The sequence below is a fragment of the Bradyrhizobium sp. UFLA06-06 genome (genome assembly GCF_054820065.1).
This window is the reverse complement of record NZ_JADFUD010000006.1, coordinates 216,178-234,683: the sequence shown is the minus strand read 5'-3', so window position 1 is coordinate 234,683 and position 18,506 is coordinate 216,178. Positions and strand designations below refer to the sequence as shown.

Below are 18,506 nucleotides of genomic sequence, written 5' to 3'. Positions count from 1 at the left end.
CACAGGAGCAAGGTAGTTCGCCAGCTCATCCGCTCGGTCGGCGCCAAGCTCTTCTTCCTGCCAAAATACTCGCCCGATCTGAACCCGATTGAACAGGTCTTTGCCAAGCTCAAACACCTGCTTCGCAACGCCGCCGCGCGAACCGTCGACGCAGTCTGCGCCGCTATCGGCCACGCGCTCGACGCCTTCACCTCCGAGGAATGTGCCAACTACCTCAAAAATTCAGGCTATCGAACTTAATGCCATCACGCTTTAGCGTCACGGTGCGATCGCGCAGCTCGATGTCGAGGATGCCTTTCAGGACGAGGAAGAAGTCGTCGGTGTCGTCGTGCTTGTGCCAGACGAACTCGCCCTGCACCTTCACCACCATGACGTCGCAGGCGTTGAATTGCGCGACGGTGCGCGGCGACCAGTGATCGGAGAATGTCGACAGTTTCTGCGAAAGGTCGATCGCGCCGTTCATGATGCCTCCGGGTCCGGGCCAGCCTGCCGGACTCGTTAGCTCAGCCTTCCGACGCGCTCAATGGACGCCCCTTAATCTCTCCGGATAAGTCGTCGGCTCTCGATGGCCGTTCTTGTCGCAGGGCGTTTCGCCGTTGGCGGCCTTGCGCGCCAGCAGTTCCTTTTCGGCCTGATACCACAACTGATCCATGTTGCCGTGTGGCTCGCCGGCGTCCTTCCACAATTCGTAAGCTCGGGTCCGAATCTCCTGCTCGGATGGTCCTGGCATGCGCGGCTCCCTCAATTTGTGAATTCAAACTGTTTGAGAGTGGAACTGCCAGCATAGCGCAAGGTTCCAGGGTGCGCGACATGACGCGCTGCCACGGGTGCCCATGCTGTGCACCGCACGGCCCTTCACCGCGTGTGATGGGGATATCGGCCTTGATGCACAAATTGGGCGCCAGAGGGTTGCGCTCCCGCGGTGCGCGTCGTCTTACGGAAGCAAGCTACCCCTTCTGAGGTATGAAACCTTTGCGGGCTCGTACAGACTTATCTTCATCAGGATTTTGCCGTTACCGTCCTGGGGCTAGAGACAGCGCCGCTCGCATGCATTTTAAGCGGGCGGCGTTGGGCTGTCAGCCAGGGCTCGTTCCCTGTTCCCGATCGATCGCTCCCAATTCCCATCTGCGCGTGCCTTGGCCGGGACGGCACCAGGGTCGAGGCCGGCCTGCGGGTAGCTCCCTACTCCGCCGCCTGGCGCACATGGCGCGCGGTCGGGGTGCGCATCGTCACCAGCTCTTCGGAGGCGGTCGGATGCAGCGCGATGGTGGCGTCGAAATCGGCCTTGGTGGCCTTCATCTTGACGGCGATCGCGACGGCCTGGGTGATTTCGGCGGCGCCATCGCCGACGATGTGGCAGCCGAGCACGCGGTCGCTCGCGCCGTCGACCACGAGCTTCATCAGCACGCGGGTGTCGCGGCCAGACATCGTCGCCTTGATCGGGCGGAAATCGGTCTTGTAGATGTCGACGTGGCTGAACTGCGCCCGCGCCTCTTCCTCCGTCAGACCAACGGTGCCGACCTCCGGCTGCGAGAACACCGCGGTCGGGATCGTGGCGTGGTCGACCTCGACCGGGCGCTTGCCGAACACCGTGTCGGCGAAGGCATGGCCCTCGCGGATCGCAACCGGAGTCAGATTGGTGCGGTGGGTGACGTCGCCGACCGCGTAGATGTTATCGACCGAGGTCTTCGACCAGCCGTCGACCTGGATGCCGCCATTGGCGGGATTGATGGCGACGCCGGCGGTCTCGAGCCCGAGATTGGCGACATTGGGATGCCGGCCGATCGCGAACATCACCTGGTCGGAGGCGATGCTCGAGCCGCTCGACAGATGCGTGGTGAAGTCACGGCCGTGCTTGTCGATCTTCGCCACCGTGCAGCCGGTGATGATGGTGATGCCGCGCTTCTCCATCTCGGCGCGGACATGCTTGCGCACGTCCTCGTCGAAGCCGCGCAGGATGTTATCGCCGCGGTAGACCACGGTGACGTCGGAGCCGTAGCCGGCGAAGATGCCGGCGAATTCCAGCGCGATGTAGCCGCCGCCCTGGATCACGATCCGCTTCGGCAGCTCCTTGAGGTGAAACGCCTCGTTGGAGGAGATCACGTGCTCGATGCCGGGCACGATCGGCCCGTGATTGGGCGCGCCGCCGGTGGCGATCAGGATGTACTTTGCCGTCACCTTCTCGCCGGTGGCGAGTCTGATGGTGTGGGCATCCTCCAGCACCGCGCGGGTCTTCACGATCCGTGCGCCCGACTTCTCGACATTGGTCGTGTAGGCGCCCTCGAGCCGGGCGATCTCCTTGTCCTTGTTGGCGACGAGAGTGGCCCAGTCGAACGAGACCTGCCCGATGCTCCAGCCGAAGCCGGCCGCGTCCTCGATCTCGTCGTGGACGTGGCTGCCGATCACGAACAGCTTCTTCGGCACGCAGCCGCGGATCACGCAGGTGCCGCCCATCCGGTACTCTTCGGCGACCATGACCTTCGCGCCGTAGCCGGCGGCGATGCGGGCGGCACGAACACCGCCCGAACCACCACCGATGACAAACAGGTCGACGTCAAACTCGGCCATTTTTGCACCCAACCTTGGCAACCACGCCGAAAATCGGCTCTTGCAACTGGTACCCCTCATCCTGAGGAGCCCGCGAAGCGGGCGTCTCGAAGGATGGAGGCCACAGAGGGGCCTCATGGTTCGAGACGCGCTTCGCGCTCCTCACCATGAGGGTCCAATAGCGCCGCGCGCTCAGATATCCTTGCCGCGCTTCTTCATCTCGGCCTTGAACTGGGCGTTGACGATCACGCCAAACTGCTGCGCCCACTCCTGCATATATCTCAGCGAATCGTTGATTGCCTTGGGCTCGGAGGTCAAAAGCTTCTGACCGAGCGGCGTCTTGTAGAAGATCACGAGATCCTTGAGCTCCTGCTCGGTGAACTCGGCGGCATAAAGCTGCGCCATGCCCTCGCCGATTTCCTTCTCGCTGCCAGCCAGATTCTTGGCAATGACCAGCGCAACCTCGTTGAGATCCTTCTGGTAGTTCAGGTACTGCTGCAGCAGGCCGGTCTTGGTCTTCTCGATAATGCCCGGAACGGCGCCGGCATACATCACCGAGACGTTCTTCATCGTCAGGATTTCCTTGGCGTATCCGATCGCCGCGGGGGTCGACTGCTTGACGTCCTTGGGCATGGGGGGCAGCTGCGGCTGCTGCGCCATCGCCGGTGCGAGCGCCAGTCCAGCCGCCAGGGCCGCAGCCGACAAAAGTCCCGAAAAACGCTTCATTCCAAGTCTCCTTGCTTGCGGCCTCATGGCCGTTCAACAACCCGAATTCCCTGCGCGCCGGCCAGCACGGCGACGCTGCCAAGCCCGATGAACAGGCCGTGTTCGACCACGCCCGGAATCACGCTGAGCAAACCGGCAAGACGCGGCGGATCGCCGATCCGGCCGAGATGGGCATCGAGGATCCAGTGGCCGCCATCGGTGACAAAAACGTGACCGTCCTTGCCCTTCCGGATCAGCATTTCGCCTGACACGCCGGCCTCGGCGAATGCCCGCGCCATCGCGGCCTGGGTCGCGGCGAGCCCGAACGGGATCACCTCGACCGGCAGCGGAAAGCGGCCGAGCACGTCGACCCATTTGCTGTCGTCGGCGATCACGATCATGCGATCACTGGCGGCAGCGACGATCTTCTCGCGCAGCAGCGCACCGCCGCCGCCCTTGATCAGGTTGAGCGCCGGGTCGATCTCGTCGGCGCCGTCGATGGTGAGGTCGAGGTGGTCGATCTCGTCCAGCGTGGTCAGCGGAACGCCGCAGCGGATCGCATCCGCGCGGGTGGCTTCCGAGGTCGGCACGCCGATCACCTTCATGCCCGCACGGACCTTCTCGCCGAGCAGTTCGACGAAATGCTTGGCGGTCGATCCGGTGCCGAGCCCGAGCTTCATGCCGTCGCGCACCTCTTCGAGCGCGCGCGCCGCCGCCTGGCGTTTCAGTGCGTCCATGTCCACGTGCCGATAGCCCTCGGTTGTCGGTTACGGGCCGCCATCGGGCGGCCCGGCGGGCGCATATCTAGCGTCGTTTTGCAGGCAGGAATAGCGGCAAGCGGACCAGTCTTTAGGCCGAAACGGCGTCCATCGCGGCCAAAATCGCCGAAAAGCGCTGTTCGACCTCGACCCGCATCCCGGGGTGGGTGAAAATGTAGAACTGGTCGTCGCGGATCGCGGCCAGCACCTGCCCCGCAACCGACGCCGGATCGAGACCGGCCTCCAGGCGACGCGCGATCTCGGCGACGACCGCGGCCATCGGGCTTGCGGGATCGAGCTGACGGGTCGGGCCGTACTGCTCCGGGCGGTTGCGCCCGCTCTCGCCGATCCGGGTCCGCACAAAGCTCGGACAGAGCACGCTGACGCCGATCCCGAGCGGCCTGAGTTGCATGGCGAGCCCTTCGGACAGGCTGACGACGGCGAACTTGGTCGCCGAATACGGGCTCAGGCCAAGCCCGGCATTCATCCCGGCCATCGATGCCGTGTTGACGATATGGCCGCCCTCGCCATGCCGGCGGATGTGCGGCAGGAAGCTCCTGATGCCGTGCACGACGCCCATCAAATTGACGTCGATCACCCAGCGCCAGTCGTCGACCGAGATCGGGTCAATGCCGCCGCCGGCCGCGACGCCGGCATTGTTGCAGAGGACATGAACCTTGCCGAAGGCGCGGAACGATGCTTCTGCCGCGCGATCGACGCTCAAGGGATCGGCAACGTCGCAGACCACGCCATGGACATCCGCGCCGCCGGCGCGCAGCGCATCGACGGCCTTGTCCAGCGGACCGGTTTCGATATCGGCGAGCATCACCTTCATGCCCTCGCGAGCGAAGGCGGTTGCCATCGCAAGTCCGATTCCGCTGGCCGCGCCGGTGACAAAAGCGGCTTTTCCGGCAAGTTCCCGCATCTCAGCCTCCCCTATTTCGTGACGTGCCCACATCTACTCTTGCATCGCAGCGCCCGGCCCGATAGCCAAAAGCATCATGTCCGCGTCCTCTCCCCCCATCGTCGTATTCGATCTCGACGGCACGCTGGTCGACACCGCGCCCGATCTGATCGCCGCGCTGAACCATGTGCTCGACCGCGAGGGCTTGCGGCCGGTGCCGCTGGCGGCCGCGCGCAACATGATCGGCGCCGGCGCGCGCAAGCTGCTCGAACGCGGGCTCGAGGTGGAAGGACGCGCGGTCAGCGTCGGTGATCTCGATCGCTTGACCGCCGATTTCGTCGATTATTATGCCGAGCATATCGCCGACGGCTCGCGGCCGTTCGACGGACTCGAGGGCGCGCTCGACCGGCTCGAGGCAAAGGGCCATCGCTTTGCGGTGTGCACCAACAAGCTGGAATGGCTGTCGAAGCTGCTGCTCGACCGGCTCGGCCTGACCAAGCGCTTCGCCGCGATCTGCGGCGCCGATACCTTCGGCATCGCAAAACCCGATCCGACGTTCCTGCGCGAGACAGTGGCCCGCGCCGGCGGCCGGCTGCCGGGCGCCATCATGGTCGGCGATGCCGGCCCCGATGTCGGGGTCGCAAGGCGCGCCCAGGTTCCAGTGATCGGCGTCGATTTTGGCTATACCGACGTTCCGATGACCGAGCTGAAGCCGGACCGGCTGATCAGCCATATGCGCGATCTGCCGGACGCCGTCGCCAGCCTGAGCGCGGCATAGACTTTCCGCAACATACTGATATCGCTTGGCAATATTTAGCCATGCGATTCTGCCATTAACCATCCTTTAACGAACAGGCCCCCCGCTGTTGCGCCTCTGTTTCGACGCACCTATGGTCCGCTCCGGGGATTGTGGCTGATTGCCGCAGTAGAGTGTGGATCATGCGTCGTATCATCGTGATTGCGGCCGCCGGGCTGAGCCTGGCCGGCTGCTCCTCCTTCTCATTGGATTCGTTCAAGTCGGCGCCGCCGCCGATGCCGGTGCAGCTGGATTCGAACCCGCCGGGCGCCGACGCCGTGACGTCGCTCGGGCCGGGCTGCAAGACGCCCTGCACCGTGTCGATCCCGGCGCCGGAGACCAACTTCTCCGTCACCTTCAACATGCCGAAGTTCCAGCCGGCGACCGTGCCGGTCACCGTGACCCGCGTTCCCGGCGACTTCACCACGCCGGCCACCACCACGCTCGATCCGAGTCCGGTGTTCGCCGAGTTGCAGCCGGCCGGCCCGCCGCCGCGCGCGGCGAAGAAGCCGGTGCGGAAGAAGAGGCCGAAGCCGGCTGCCGCTGCGGCGCCCGCCGCCGCTCCGGACTCCGCGTTCCCCGCCCCGAGCGCGGCTGCGCCGGCGCCGGCCGCCGCTCCGTCGCGCTAGCGCGGGCGGCTGCACCGGATTTGCACTGCACAAGAGCCCGGCCCAAAGCCGGGTTTTTGTATTTGGTCGAGACACATCCGCGATTGCGATCATGCATCGCGCGATATGCCTCGCCTATCGCTTTGCATGTTGCGGATCATCCATACGATCATCCCTTGGGACGCATTGTGACAACGCGCCAAGATGCATAGATTGCGGATGCCGGAGCCGATCACGGCGCGGCAGGCAGGAAACAGATTGCAAGGCCCGAACTGAATGAACGGATCCACGCAAGCGCATTCCGACACGCTGTTTCGTCCGATGACCGACCCGTTCGGCCGGACCATCCGTTATTTGCGCGTCTCCGTCACCGACCGCTGCGACCTGCGCTGCTTCTACTGCATGTCGGAGGACATGACCTTCCTGCCGAAGGCCGATCTGCTGACGCTGGAAGAGCTCGACCGGCTCTGCTCGGCATTCGTCGCCAAGGGCGTGCGCAAGATCCGCCTCACCGGCGGCGAGCCGCTGGTCCGCCGCAACGTGATGGGCCTGGTGCGTTCGCTATCGCGCCATCTGACCACAGGCGCACTCGACGAATTGACGCTGACCACCAACGGTTCGCAGCTGGCGCGCTTCGCCCAGGAGTTGGCCGATTGCGGCGTGCGCCGCGTCAACGTCTCGCTCGACACGCTCGACCCCGTAAAATTCCGGGCCATCACCCGCTGGGGCGACATCGACAAGGTGCTGTCGGGCATCGAGGCGGCGCGGTCGGCGGGACTCGCCGTCAAGATCAACGCGGTCGCGCTCAAGAACATGAACGAGGACGAGATTCCCGCGCTGATGGAATGGGCGCACGGCAAGGGCATGGGCCTGACCTTGATCGAGGTGATGCCGATGGGCGACATCGGCGAAGGCCGGATCGATCAGTACGTGCCGCTGTCCTTGATGCGTGCGCGGCTCGAGAAGCACTACACGCTGACCGATCTGTCCGACGACACCGGCGGCCCCGCCCGCTACGTCCGGGTCGCCGAGACCGGCGGCAAGCTCGGCTTCATCACGCCGATGACCCATAATTTCTGCGAATCCTGCAACCGGGTGCGGATCACCTGCACCGGCACGCTGCACACCTGCCTCGGCCACGAGGACGCCTCCGACCTGCGCCGGCCGCTGCGCGCCTCCGCCGACAACGACTTGCTGGCGGCAGCCATCGACCGGGCCATCGGACTGAAGCCGAAGGGGCACGATTTCATCATCGACCGCCGCCACAACCGTCCGAGCGTCAGCCGCCACATGAGCGTGACCGGCGGCTAGTCTTCAAGCTCCCTCCCGACGCGCGGCCTGTCCCCCGATTACCAAGGCGGGACAACAGTTTGCCGCGGCGTCAATTTGTCCATTTTCCGATTGACGGCGTTCCACGGCGCTGATTTGGTGAATCAGCTTTCACGCTAGTCTGGCCAGCATAGGCCGCTGCCCTCCGTCGGCTCCTGCCGACGCCCCCCGGCAGCCAAGAACGGCTGAAGCGGATTTCGGGGGAGGACGAACGTTTGCAACTGCTCCTGAAAGTGAGCCGTGGCTCCGTGCGCATGCGCGCGGCGGCCAGATGATGCTTGAAGAGATATTCGGCGCGCGGATGGCGCGGCCGTGGAGATCGTGATGCGCCCATTGTTGGCATTAAGTCAGGCCATCGACCAACTCAACGAGAAGATCGGCTACATCTGCAACCTGCTGGTGCTGATCTCGTGCCTGGTCAGTGCCGGCAACGCCATGATCCGCTACGCGTTCAGCTACTCCTCGAACGGCTGGCTCGAGGCGCAGTGGTACATGTTCGCGATCCTCGTGATGTTCGGCGCCTCCTACACCTTCAAGCGCAACGAGCATGTCCGCGTCGAGATCATGTATCTGATGCTGTCCGAACGCGGCCAGCTCTGGCTCGACCTGATCGGAACGCTGTTCTTCCTGATCCCGGCCTGCCTGCTGCTCGCCTATCTGTCCTGGCCGTTCTTCTACCAGGCCTATGCGGTCGGCGAGATGAGCGGCAACGCCGGCGGCCTCTTACGCTGGCCAATCAAGTTCGTTATCCCGTCCGGCTTCGTGATGCTTGCGCTGCAAGGCGTCTCTGAGGTGATCAAGCGGATCGCCGCGCTGCAGGGCTACGTGACCATCGACGCGAAGTATGAGAGGCCGACTCAATGATCACGCTGGAGATGATGCCGCCACTGATGTTCGGCGGCCTGATCATAGCGATGCTGATCGGTTATCCGGTGGCGTTCACGCTCGCCGCGGTCGGCCTGTCGTTCGGGTTCCTCTCGATCTATCTCGGCTTCTTTGACCTCAACTTCCTGCAGGCGATCCCGGGCCGCATCTTCGGCAGCGTGCTGTCCAACGAGCTGCTGCTGGCAATCCCGTTCTTCACCTTCATGGGCGCGATATTGGAGAGATGCGGGCTCGCCGAGGACATGCTGGATTCGATGGGCCAGTTGTTCGGCCCGATCCGCGGCGGCCTCGGCTATTCCGTGATCATCGTCGGCTTCATCCTCGGCGCCATCACCGGCACGGTGGCGGCGCAGGTGATTGCGATGGCGCTGATCTCGATGCCGGTGATGATCCGCTACGGCTACAACATCCGCTACATCACGGGCGTGCTCGCCGCCTCCGGCACCATCACGCAACTTGTCCCTCCCTCTCTCGTCCTGATCGTGCTTGCCGACCAGCTCGGCAAGTCGGTCGGCGACATGTATCTCGGCGCCTGGGGCCCGTCGGTGTTCCAGATCCTGCTGTTCGCCGGCTACACCTTCCTGCTCGGCATCTTCAAGCCGAGCCATGTGCCGGCGGTGCCGGTCGAGGCGCGCACGCTGACCGGCTGGGCGCTGTGGAAGAAGTGCCTGCTCGGCATCATCCCCTCGGCGGTGCTGATCTTCGTCGTGCTCGGCACCATGATGATGGGCCTTGCGACCCCGACGGAAGCCGGCGCCATGGGCGCAGTCGGCGCCATCGTGCTCGCCGCCATCCATCACAAGGATTTCAGCGCCACCGGCAACAAGGTGCTGATAGCAGGCGTGATCGCCGGCGGCATCGGCACCATCATCGCGATGCTTTACAGCGAGAACCTGCTCTTCAAGCTCGCCTTCGCGATCACCTATGCCGCGGTGGTCTGGATCTGCCTCGAGGCCGTCAAGATCCCGGACCTGCGCGACCTGATCAAGCAGGGCTACGAGACCACCATGCGGATCACCTGCATGGTCACCTTCATCCTGATCGGCTCGACCTGCTTCTCGGTGGTGTTCCTCGGCGTGTCCGGCGGCACCTGGCTGGAGCACCATCTGACCTCGCTGCCCGGCGGCGTCTGGGGCTTCCTGATCTTCATCAACCTGTTCATCTTCTTCCTGGCGTTCTTCCTCGACTTCTTCGAGATCGCGTTCATCATCCTGCCGATGATCGCGCCGATCGCGCAGAAGGTGCTGGCGCCGGTGGTCGGCCCCGACGCCGCGCTGATCTGGTTCGGCGTGATGCTTTGCGTCAACATGCAGACCTCGTTCCTGCATCCGCCGTTCGGCTTCGCGCTGTTCTATCTGCGTGGCGTGGCGCCGAAGGAAGTGAAGAGCTCGGACATCTACTGGGGCGCAATGCCCTGGATCGGCCTGCAGGCGATCATGGTGGCGCTGGTGATTGCGTTCCCGGTCGTCGTCACCGGACTGCTCGACAAGCCGCTCGATGTCGACCTCAACAAGGTCAAGATCGAGGTTCCGCAGATCGAGCTGCCGCCGCTCGACTTCGGCCAGCCGAAGCAGTAGCCGGCATCAGCGCATTCGGCTTGCCCAGAGCATTTCGGTTCTGATTGAATCAGAACCGAAGCTCTGGATTCTCGTTTTGTCGCGTTTTCTTTACGTAAACCGGCGTCCATTTCGCTCGAAAACGCGCTTGCGGGCGCGAGGCACGCCGCTGTTGACGGCGTCGGCGGGGCCTGTGAAGACGGGGATACGGATCGTCCTCCAACTCACAGATCGCCGCCATGCCCCAATTGCATCCCGCCCGCTCGCTCATTCGCCCGCTGATGCTATCGTTTGGTTTGGCGCTTGCCGCGCCCGCGGCGCATGCAGCTGACGTTCGCGCGCTGGCGCAACAGGAGCAGCAGCCGCTGCTCGACACTCTGCGCGACCTCGTGCAGATCGAATCCGGCAGCAAGGACATCGACGGCCTGAACCAGCTTGCCGAGCGCGTCGCCGGCCAGCTCAAGCAGCTCGGCGGCGCGGTCGATATCCTGCAGACCACGGATATCTACCGCCTCGACGACACGCCCGAGAAGATCGGCCCCGCCGTGCAGGCCGTCTTCAGGGGCTCCGGCGGCGCGAAGATCATGCTGATTGCGCACATGGATACGGTGTATCTCAAGGGCATGCTGAAGGACCAACCCTTCCGCATCGATGGCGACAAGGCCTATGGGCTCGGCATTGCCGACGACAAGCAGGGCGTCGCCACCATTATCCACGCCGTCGCGCTGCTGCAGAAGCTGAACTTCAGGGAATACGGTACGCTCACGGTGCTGATCAACGGCGACGAGGAGATCTCTTCGCCCGGCTGGCGCAGCACCATCACCCGCCTCGCCGCGGAGCAGGATGCCGTGTTCTCGTTCGAGGGCAGCGGCACCGACGGTACGCTGCGCCTCGCCACCAGCGGCATCGGCTCGGCCTACCTCACGGTGCACGGCAAGTCCTCGCATGCGGGCGCCAGGCCCGAAGGTGGCGTGAATGCGCTCTATGAGCTGTCACACCAGGTGCTGCAGATGAAGGACCTGTCCAAGCCGGAGCAGGGCCTGAAGCTGAACTGGACGGTGTCCAAGTCCGGCACCAACCGCAACGTGATCCCCGCCGAAGCCACCGCCCAGGCCGACGCGCGTGCGCTCAAGGTGGCGGATTTCGACGAGCTCGAGAAAGCCCTGCAGGACAAGATCAAGAATCGCCTGCTGCCGGACTCCAGGGTGGAGGTGAAATTCGAGGTGCGCCGCCCGCCGCTCGAAGCGAGCGACGCCTCGCGCCGTGTGGCCGGCCACGGCAAGACGATCTATCAGGAGCTGGGCCTGTCTCTGAACGTCGCCGAGCGGGCCACCGGCGGCGGCACCGATGCGGCGTTTGCCGCGCTCAAGACCAAGGGGGCCGTGGTCGAAGGCATGGGCCTGTCGGGCTTCGGCGCGCACTCCAACGATGCCGAATACGTGCAGATCAACAGTATCGTGCCGCGCCTGTATTTGACCACGCGCATGATCATGGATCTGTCCGACGGCAAGGTGAAATAGACCGGCAAGGCCGCGGCACGTTCGCGGGCCGGCTCAGGACGCCGCCGGCTCTTGCTTCGCGAGGCGGAAGCTCAGCGTGAACTGGGCGCCGCCGGACGGCAGGTTCTCCACCCGCACCGTCGCATCGTGATCCTCGACGACGCCGCGCACGATCGAGAGGCCGAGCCCCGCGCCGTCGGTGCGCTGGCGATCGCGACGCCAGAAGCGCTGGAAGATCAGGCCCTGCTCGGCGGGCGCAATCCCCGGCCCGCAGTCGCGCACCTGCACGGAACCGTTGTCGTGCACCTCGACATCGACCGAGGTCGCATCGGCGGTATACTTGATGGCGTTCTCCGCCAGGTTGAAGATCGCGCGCTGCAGCATCTCCGCATTGCCCCTGACCTGCACCGGACTGTCGGTGCCGCGCAGCGCGATGTCCTTCCGCTGCGCCAGTGCATATGGCGCGATCGAGCCGACCACCTCGGCGCACACCGCGCGCAAATCCGCGGTCTCGCCGGGATCCAGCACCAGCGTGTCGAGTTCGGCGATCTCGAGCAGCTGGCTGACGATGCGGCTCATGCTCTCGATGTCGGCATGCAGCTCCCTGGTCCCCTTGGCCGCATCGAGCGTCTCGATCCGGGTCCTGAGGATCGCAAGCGGCGTGCGCAGCTGATGCGCGGCATCGGCCGTGAACTGGCGCTGCACGTGAAAGCCTTCCTCAAGGCGATCGAACGCCTGGTTGACGGCCGTCACCAGCGGCAGGATCTCGCTCGGAATCCCCTCCGTCGGAAGACGGATATCGGTCCTTGCCGGCCCGATGCTTCTCGCCTCCTCCGAGGCCCGCAACAGCGGAATCACCGCGCGGCGGAAGATCAGGATGTCGGTGGCAAGCAGGATCAGAAGGATCGGGATGGTGATCCAGCCAACCCGCCGGAAGAAATTGGAGACGATGTCGTCGATGATGACGTCACGATGCGACAGGTCCTCGGCGACCAGGATGCGCAACGTCTGGCCGCCGAGCAGCCTGGTGACGCTGGCCCCGGAAATCCGGTTGGCCAAGGCCGGCAGTCGCGGCGGCTCGCGATGCGACGAAAACAGCAGATGATCGTCGGCATCGTAGATGTCGTAGCGGTAGCGGCCGTAGGCGTCGGAATAGAGCCCCCTCAGGCTGTCCGGCAGGTTGAGCTGCACCTTGCCCGTGCCATCGACCGAGAGGTTCTGGCCGAGATCGGCGGCCTGGTCGCGCATCGCTTCGCGATGCAGCTGATTGATCTCCGAATTCAACAGCCACAGCAGCAGCAGCGGCAGGAAGATCGCCGCGACCGCGACCGCCACGATGTGCAGGAACACGATCCGCGACGTCAGCGACTTGAAGCGGAACACGCCTACTTCTCCTCCGCCATCAGATAACCGACGCCCCGAATGGTGTGGATGATGACCCTGGCGCGGTGCTCGGTGAGCAGCTTGCGCAGCCGCGACACATAAACCTCGACCGCGTTCGAGGCGACCTCGCCGGACAGGCCGAAGATGTGGTCCTCGACATTCTTCTTCGGCACCACCCGCCCCTGCCGCCGCAGCAGGATCTCCAGCACGGATGTTTCGCGCGCGGAGAACACGTGCGGAGCGCCGTCGACGAACACCTGCTTGCTCTCGGTGTCGTAGACCAGATTGGCGAGCTTCAGCGAGGAGCCGAGCAGCTGGCCTGGCCGACGCAGGATGGCTTCGAGCCGCGCCACCAGCTCTTCCAGCGCGAACGGCTTCGCCAGATAGTCGTCCGCGCCGCTGCGCAGGCCGCTGACCCGATCCTGCAGGCCGCCCCGCGCGGTCAGCACCAGGACCGGCAGCGGATCGGTCTTGCGGCGCAGCTCCGACAGCACCGACAAGCCATCGCCGTCCGGCAGTCCGAGATCGAGGATCATGGCGGCATAGCTGACGCTGCGCAGCGCATCGCGCGCCTCGGCAACGCTGTTGACGACATCGGACTCGTATCCCGCCGCCATCAGCCCGCTGGCGAGCAGCCGCGAGAGCTCGACATTGTCCTCGACGATCAGAAGGCGCATCGCGGCAATCCTGACTTCATTTAATCGATCTTCTGCTTGCTGTCGTCAAAACAAGACGCATGCGAAGGTGACGTCTCGATGGCGACACAAGCGTATGTTGCTCCAGCTAGTGTTACTGCTCTGAAAACAGATACCGCCTCCCCGCTGCAATCAAAATCCACGCCAAGCGCCTTTGATTGCGCCCGCGTAAGGCTGACGTCAGCTAGCCATGATAACATAACGGATTGCGCGTTCGCGCCCGGAGATCGAGAACTGGCAACTGCCGCCACGGCCAGCCGGCGGTCATGCGTCTTCGCAAGCCGCGTCGCGCCGCAGCCGTGATCGCGGCATGGAAAAGCCCCGGAGCTTTTGCTCCGAGGCCGATTTCCTGTCCAACTCGCAGCGGTCACGCCTGCGAGTGGCGCGCCATGAAATTGTCGTAGCCGACCTCGGCGACCTGGAACCATTGATAGCCGTTGTTGGAGAACGAGGTCAGCGAGTCGTAGACCTTCTTGAAGTTGGCATTGGTCGCGGAAACCTCGGCATGCAGCTCCTTGGCGGCCTTGAAGGAGGCCTCCATCACCGCAGCCGGGAACGGACGCAGCTTGGTGCCGACCGCGAGCAGCTTCTTCAGTGCGATCGGATTGGCCTGGTCGTAGCGCGCCATCATCCAGTTGTTGGCGAGATGGCCGGCCTGCTCGAGCACGAACTGATAATGCTTCGGCAGCGCGTTCCACTTGTCGAGGTTGATCATCGCCACCAGCATGGGGCCGCCTTCCCACCAGCCGGGGAAGTAATAGTTCGGCGCGACCTTGTAGAAGCCGAGCTTCTCGTCGTCGTAGGGACCGACCCACTCGGCCGCATCGATGGTGCCCTTCTCCAGCGCCGGATAGATGTCGCCGCCGGCGAGCTGCTGCGGCACCGCGCCGAGCTTCTGCATCACCTTGCCGGCAAAGCCGCCGATGCGAAATTTGAGGCCCTTGAGATCGTCGACGCTGTTGATCTCCTTGCGAAACCAACCACCCATCTGGCAGCCGGTGTTGCCGGCGAGCAGCGAGGTGACGTTGTAGCTCTTGTAGAACTCGTTGAGCAGGTCCTTGCCGCCGCCCAGCATGAACCAGGCCTGGTTGAGGCGCATGTTGGGTCCGAACGGCACCGCGGAGCCGAAGGTGAAGGTCGGGTCCTTGCCGAAATAATAATATGGCGCGGTGTGCCCCATCTCGACGGTGCCGTTCTGCACGGCGTCGAGCACCTGCAGGCCCGGCACGATCTCGCCCGCAGCAAAGGTCTGGATCTGGAATTTGTTGTCGGTGGCTTCACCCACTGCCTTCGCCATCAGCTCGGCGCCGCCGTGCAGCGTGTCGAGCGACTTCGGCCAGCTCGTCGTCAAGCGCCACTTGAGCTCCGGCATCGACTGCGCGATCGCGGGAGCTGCGACCGTGGCTGCGCCGGCGACGCCCAGACCCGTGACCTTGATGAAATCTCTTCGCTTCATTTGAATCCTGCCCTGTTCGATTGTGTTGTCCGAGCGTCGACTGCTTTCGATCGTCGCGCCGCTTTTCTTTGCCGTCATGACCGGTGACCGATCACACGCCGCCTTCGTGCCGAGGCTTCGGATGCGAGCATGGAGCATCCCCCTCCCGAATGCCAGACGCAAAAAACCCGGCCTCGTTGCGGAGGCCGGGTTTATTTTTGCTCGAAGCTCGTGGCGGGCTTCGATCTTAGGACCGAAGCCCTTGGTTCTTGTTTGCCTGCGTTCTCTCTACGCGAACGCTCATCCGAAACGCCGTGCCGATCAGCCGCGGGTGCGCGAGCGGATCATGAAGCTGTCGAAGGTGTATTCGGCGACCTGCCACCACAGATACTGGTCGGAGCGGTAGGCCTGCATGGCATCGATCGACTTCTTGAAGTCGGCATTCTTGGCCGAGATTTCACCCCACAGCTCGTTGGTCGCCTTGAGGCAGGCCTCGAGCACCTCGTTGGTGAACGGACGCAGCTGCGTGCCGCCGGCAACCAGCCGCTTCAGCGCGGAGGGGTTCTGCATGTCGTAGCGCGCGGCCATCCAGCTGTTGGCGTTGGCGGCGCCGTTGGCCAGGATCGCCTGGTAGTTCTTCGGCAGCGCGTTCCACTTCTCCAGGTTGACGAAGGAGTGCACGGTCGGACCGCCTTCCCAGAAGCCCGGGTAGTAGTAGTACTTGGCGACCTTCTGGAAGCCGAGCTTCTCGTCGTCATAGGGACCGACCCACTCGGCCGCGTCGATGGTGCCCTTTTCGAGCGCCGGATAGATGTCGCCGCCGGCGAGCTGCTGCGGCACCACGCCGACCTTCTGCAGCACCTGGCCGGCAATGCCGCCGATGCGCATCTTCAGGCCCGACATGTCGGCGACGGTCTTGATCTCCTTGCGGAACCAGCCGCCCATCTGGGTGCCGGTGTTGCCGGTCGGGAAACCGATCACGCCGAACTTCTTGAAGAACTCGTTGCCGAGCTCCTGGCCACCGCCCTGATACCACCAGGAGTTCTGCATGCGGGCATTGAGACCGAACGGCACCGAGGCGTAAATCGCGAAGGTCGGGTCCTTGCCGACATAGTAGTAGGCGACGGTGTGCGACATCTCGACCGTGCCGTTGGAGGTCGCGTCCAGCGCCTGCAGGCCGGGGACGATTTCACCCGCCGCGAACACCTGGATCTGGAACTTGTTGTCGGTCATTTCGGCGACGTACTTCGACAGCTCGACGGCACCGCCATAGATGGTGTCCAGCGACTTCGGGAAGCTCGAGGTCAGGCGCCACTTGATTTCAGGCGAGGACTGCGCGATCGCCGGCGCGGCAACCGCCGTCGCGGCAGCACCGGCCGCAGAAACTTTCAAAAAATCACGACGCTTCATCGTAAGGCTTCTCCTTCAGGGGCGTTTCCCAGTGACCGCAAGCAGTTCTCCGGCAGGCGCGTGAAGGCCTGCCGAGGCGCTCTGGGTCGGCCCTTTAACACGGAAGGCGGCGTCACGGAAACGCGACAATGGCATGACCGCGCCAATTAAACGAAAGTCTGATGAGGCTGGAAATCAGCCGGAAAATGCGCCTTCAGGCGGCGACGATGACGCCTGGCAGGTGGCCGCGGAGCTGCCGCCGACCGCGCGGTAAATCGCCGCGTGCGGGCCGTCCGGTCCGCGCTCAACCATCGGGTTGCCGGAGCAATCAGCGCCGCGTCGTTTCCCGCGCCTTCTTGGCTTGATCAGCCAAATACCGCCCGCGCCGGATCCAGCTTTGCGCGGTTGTCTTGCTGACGCCATACGTCTTGGCGATCACCTCGGCAGCCTCGCCGATCGAGTCGGATTTCTTGGCCATGTTGAATGCCAGCCGGGAGGCCTCTGCGCGCTTCTCCCGCGTCAGATGTTTGCGGTGCTGTTTGTTTGCTTCGCGTGATGCTGCCATGTCGATGGTCGCCTCACGGCCCCTTCCCGCAGTTTTGGCTTCACCCGTGGCCGCCTTCCGCTGATCGAAGGGTGGTACGATTCGGCCACTCCTGCATAAACATACAGGCCGGAACCGATTCAGCAATCGTCCAAAGGCACCAAGGGCCACAGGCCTGTGAAGAAGGCCAGCCGGGCTCCCGACGCTTTGCGGCCGATCGGCCCAGCGCGACGGCAGCGCGGGCTCAGGCTGCCGCGATGACGCCTTGCAGCTGCTCGCGGACCTTGCCCCCGATCGCGCGGTAGATCGCTGCGTGCGGGCCGTCCGGTTCGCTCTCGACCACCGGGTTGCCGGAATCGGAGGCCGTGCGGATCGCGATGTGCAGGGGGATTTCGCCGAGGAACGGCACCCCCAGCTTCTCGGCCTCGTGGCGGGCGCCGCCATGGCCGAAGATATCCGAGCGGGTGCCGCAATGCGGGCACTGGAAATAGCTCATGTTCTCGACGATGCCGAGCACCGGCACGTTGACCTTCTTGAACATCGCAAGCCCGCGCCGGGCGTCGATCAGCGAGAGGTCCTGCGGGGTCGAGACGATGACGGCGCCCTTGAGCGGGACGTTCTGCGCCAGCGTGAGCTGGGCATCGCCGGTGCCGGGCGGCATGTCGACCACGAGCACGTCGAGCGTACCCCAGGCGACGTCGCGCAGCATCTGGGTGATCGCCGACATCACCATCGGCCCGCGCCAGATCATCGCGGTGTCCTCCTCGACCAGGAAGCCGATCGACATGATCGACAGGCCGAAGCGCTGCAGCGGGACCATCTTCTTGTCGTCATTGAGCTGCGGCTTCTCGCGGATGCCGGTCAGCCGCGGCACCGACGGGCCGTAGATGTCGGCGTCGAGCAGCCCGACGCGCAGGCCGAGGTCGCGCAGGCCGAGCGCGAGGTTGAGCGCCGTGGTCGACTTGCCGACGCCGCCCTTGCCGGAGGCGACGGCGATGACTGCGGAGATGCCGGGGATCTCGGCCTGCCGGGCCATCGGCGATTGCCCGCCGGGCGGATGCGGATGACGATGGGCGGACGCCGGCGGGACGCCGCCGGCCGGCCGCGGCGCCGGCGCCGCGCCGCCCGCCTTGCGCTCGGCGGTCAGCGCGATCATCGCGACGCTGACGCCGGGAATGGCACGCACGGCATTCTCGGCCTGCGCACGCACGCTCTCCCAGGCGCGGGCCTCCGCGGCGTCGACATTGATCGAGAAGAACACCTTGCCGTCGGTGACCGTGATCGCCGACAGCACATTGGCGTTGGTCAAGGCCGTGCCGCGTGGCGACATCACCTTGGCAAGGCAATCGAGAACCTGTTGCTGCGTCACGCTCACCGCGCATCTCCTGGGCATTTTAGTCGGCATGATCTTGTTCGGAAAACCGCTTCGCACTTTTCCGGATCATGCCCCAAGAGACGACCCATAGAGCGTTG

Annotated in this window: 18 protein-coding genes and 1 pseudogene; 7 read left to right on the top strand and 12 right to left on the bottom strand. The window is 64.5% G+C overall.

Features of this window, described 5'->3' with window-relative positions; translation table 11 throughout:
• Positions 1-240 (top strand): transposase (locus IF803_RS07890; protein ID WP_461191793.1); only part of this gene is annotated, 240 nt, incomplete at its 5' end.
• 13 nt (positions 241-253) lie between these two features.
• On the opposite strand, the pseudogene IF803_RS07885 reads toward IF803_RS07890, so the two are convergent.
• The 6 genes and pseudogenes from IF803_RS07885 to IF803_RS07860 all read right to left on the bottom strand — a co-directional run.
• Positions 254-463: pseudogene (locus tag IF803_RS07885) on the bottom strand (cupin domain-containing protein); the annotation flags it as partial.
• A 57-nt stretch (positions 464-520) separates the two neighbouring features.
• A complete protein-coding gene (locus IF803_RS07880; RefSeq protein ID WP_035633945.1) occupies positions 521-730 on the bottom strand; it encodes a DUF2934 domain-containing protein in 210 nt (69 codons plus the stop codon).
• A 452-nt stretch (positions 731-1,182) separates the two neighbouring features.
• Entirely contained in the window at positions 1,183-2,568 is a 1,386-nt protein-coding gene (gene gor / locus IF803_RS07875; protein ID WP_304499706.1) for a glutathione-disulfide reductase, read from the bottom strand.
• 171 nt (positions 2,569-2,739) lie between these two features.
• Entirely contained in the window at positions 2,740-3,273 is a 534-nt protein-coding gene (locus tag IF803_RS07870) for a DUF2059 domain-containing protein (protein WP_028344553.1), read from the bottom strand.
• A gap of 23 nt (positions 3,274-3,296) precedes the next feature.
• Positions 3,297-3,995 carry a ribose-5-phosphate isomerase RpiA gene (gene rpiA, locus IF803_RS07865; protein WP_304499705.1) on the bottom strand — a complete coding sequence of 233 codons (699 nt, stop codon included), beginning with the start codon at positions 3,993-3,995 and terminating at the stop codon, positions 3,297-3,299.
• Positions 3,996-4,101: 106 nt separating this feature from the next.
• Complete coding sequence (locus tag IF803_RS07860) at positions 4,102-4,935, bottom strand: SDR family NAD(P)-dependent oxidoreductase (protein ID WP_461191792.1); 834 nt, start codon at positions 4,933-4,935, stop codon at positions 4,102-4,104.
• A gap of 76 nt (positions 4,936-5,011) precedes the next feature.
• Here IF803_RS07860 and IF803_RS07855 point away from each other — a divergent pair, with 76 nt between their 5' ends.
• The 6 genes from IF803_RS07855 (at position 5,012) to IF803_RS07830 (ending at position 11,608) form a co-directional block, all read left to right on the top strand.
• Complete coding sequence (locus IF803_RS07855; protein WP_461191791.1) at positions 5,012-5,692, top strand: HAD hydrolase-like protein; 681 nt, start codon at positions 5,012-5,014, stop codon at positions 5,690-5,692.
• A 161-nt stretch (positions 5,693-5,853) separates the two neighbouring features.
• On the top strand, positions 5,854-6,339 hold the full coding sequence (locus IF803_RS07850; protein ID WP_028344549.1) for a PEGA domain-containing protein: 486 nt from the start codon (positions 5,854-5,856) through the stop codon (positions 6,337-6,339).
• A gap of 255 nt (positions 6,340-6,594) precedes the next feature.
• Positions 6,595-7,629: a GTP 3',8-cyclase MoaA gene (gene moaA / locus IF803_RS07845; protein ID WP_016844402.1), complete on the top strand. Its 1,035-nt coding sequence runs from the start codon at positions 6,595-6,597 to the stop codon at positions 7,627-7,629.
• 342 nt (positions 7,630-7,971) lie between these two features.
• On the top strand, positions 7,972-8,511 hold the full coding sequence (locus IF803_RS07840) for a TRAP transporter small permease subunit (protein WP_028334243.1): 540 nt from the start codon (positions 7,972-7,974) through the stop codon (positions 8,509-8,511).
• On the top strand, positions 8,508-10,109 hold the full coding sequence (locus tag IF803_RS07835) for a TRAP transporter large permease (protein WP_411783272.1): 1,602 nt from the start codon (positions 8,508-8,510) through the stop codon (positions 10,107-10,109). The genes IF803_RS07840 and IF803_RS07835 overlap by 4 nt, the downstream gene beginning before the upstream one ends.
• A gap of 218 nt (positions 10,110-10,327) precedes the next feature.
• Positions 10,328-11,608: a M20/M25/M40 family metallo-hydrolase gene (locus IF803_RS07830; RefSeq protein ID WP_461191790.1), complete on the top strand. Its 1,281-nt coding sequence runs from the start codon at positions 10,328-10,330 to the stop codon at positions 11,606-11,608.
• A gap of 33 nt (positions 11,609-11,641) precedes the next feature.
• Here IF803_RS07830 and IF803_RS07825 read toward each other — a convergent pair whose 3' ends face one another.
• The 6 genes from IF803_RS07825 to IF803_RS07800 all read right to left on the bottom strand — a co-directional run bounded on the left by IF803_RS07825 (position 11,642) and on the right by IF803_RS07800 (position 18,408).
• Positions 11,642-12,970 (bottom strand): sensor histidine kinase, encoded by a 1,329-nt coding sequence (locus IF803_RS07825; RefSeq protein WP_461191789.1) that lies wholly within the window; start codon positions 12,968-12,970, stop codon positions 11,642-11,644.
• Between the two features lie 2 nt (positions 12,971-12,972).
• Positions 12,973-13,647: a response regulator transcription factor gene (locus tag IF803_RS07820; RefSeq protein ID WP_028344544.1), complete on the bottom strand. Its 675-nt coding sequence runs from the start codon at positions 13,645-13,647 to the stop codon at positions 12,973-12,975.
• Between the two features lie 385 nt (positions 13,648-14,032).
• Positions 14,033-15,121 (bottom strand): TRAP transporter substrate-binding protein, encoded by a 1,089-nt coding sequence (locus tag IF803_RS07815; RefSeq protein WP_411783275.1) that lies wholly within the window; start codon positions 15,119-15,121, stop codon positions 14,033-14,035.
• A gap of 300 nt (positions 15,122-15,421) precedes the next feature.
• Positions 15,422-16,510 carry a TRAP transporter substrate-binding protein gene (locus tag IF803_RS07810; protein ID WP_028344542.1) on the bottom strand — a complete coding sequence of 363 codons (1,089 nt, stop codon included), beginning with the start codon at positions 16,508-16,510 and terminating at the stop codon, positions 15,422-15,424.
• A gap of 307 nt (positions 16,511-16,817) precedes the next feature.
• Positions 16,818-17,054 (bottom strand): hypothetical protein, encoded by a 237-nt coding sequence (locus IF803_RS07805; RefSeq protein WP_028334236.1) that lies wholly within the window; start codon positions 17,052-17,054, stop codon positions 16,818-16,820.
• Between the two features lie 223 nt (positions 17,055-17,277).
• On the bottom strand, positions 17,278-18,408 hold the full coding sequence (locus tag IF803_RS07800; protein ID WP_411783276.1) for an Mrp/NBP35 family ATP-binding protein: 1,131 nt from the start codon (positions 18,406-18,408) through the stop codon (positions 17,278-17,280).
• Positions 18,409-18,506: the final 98 nt, after the last annotated feature.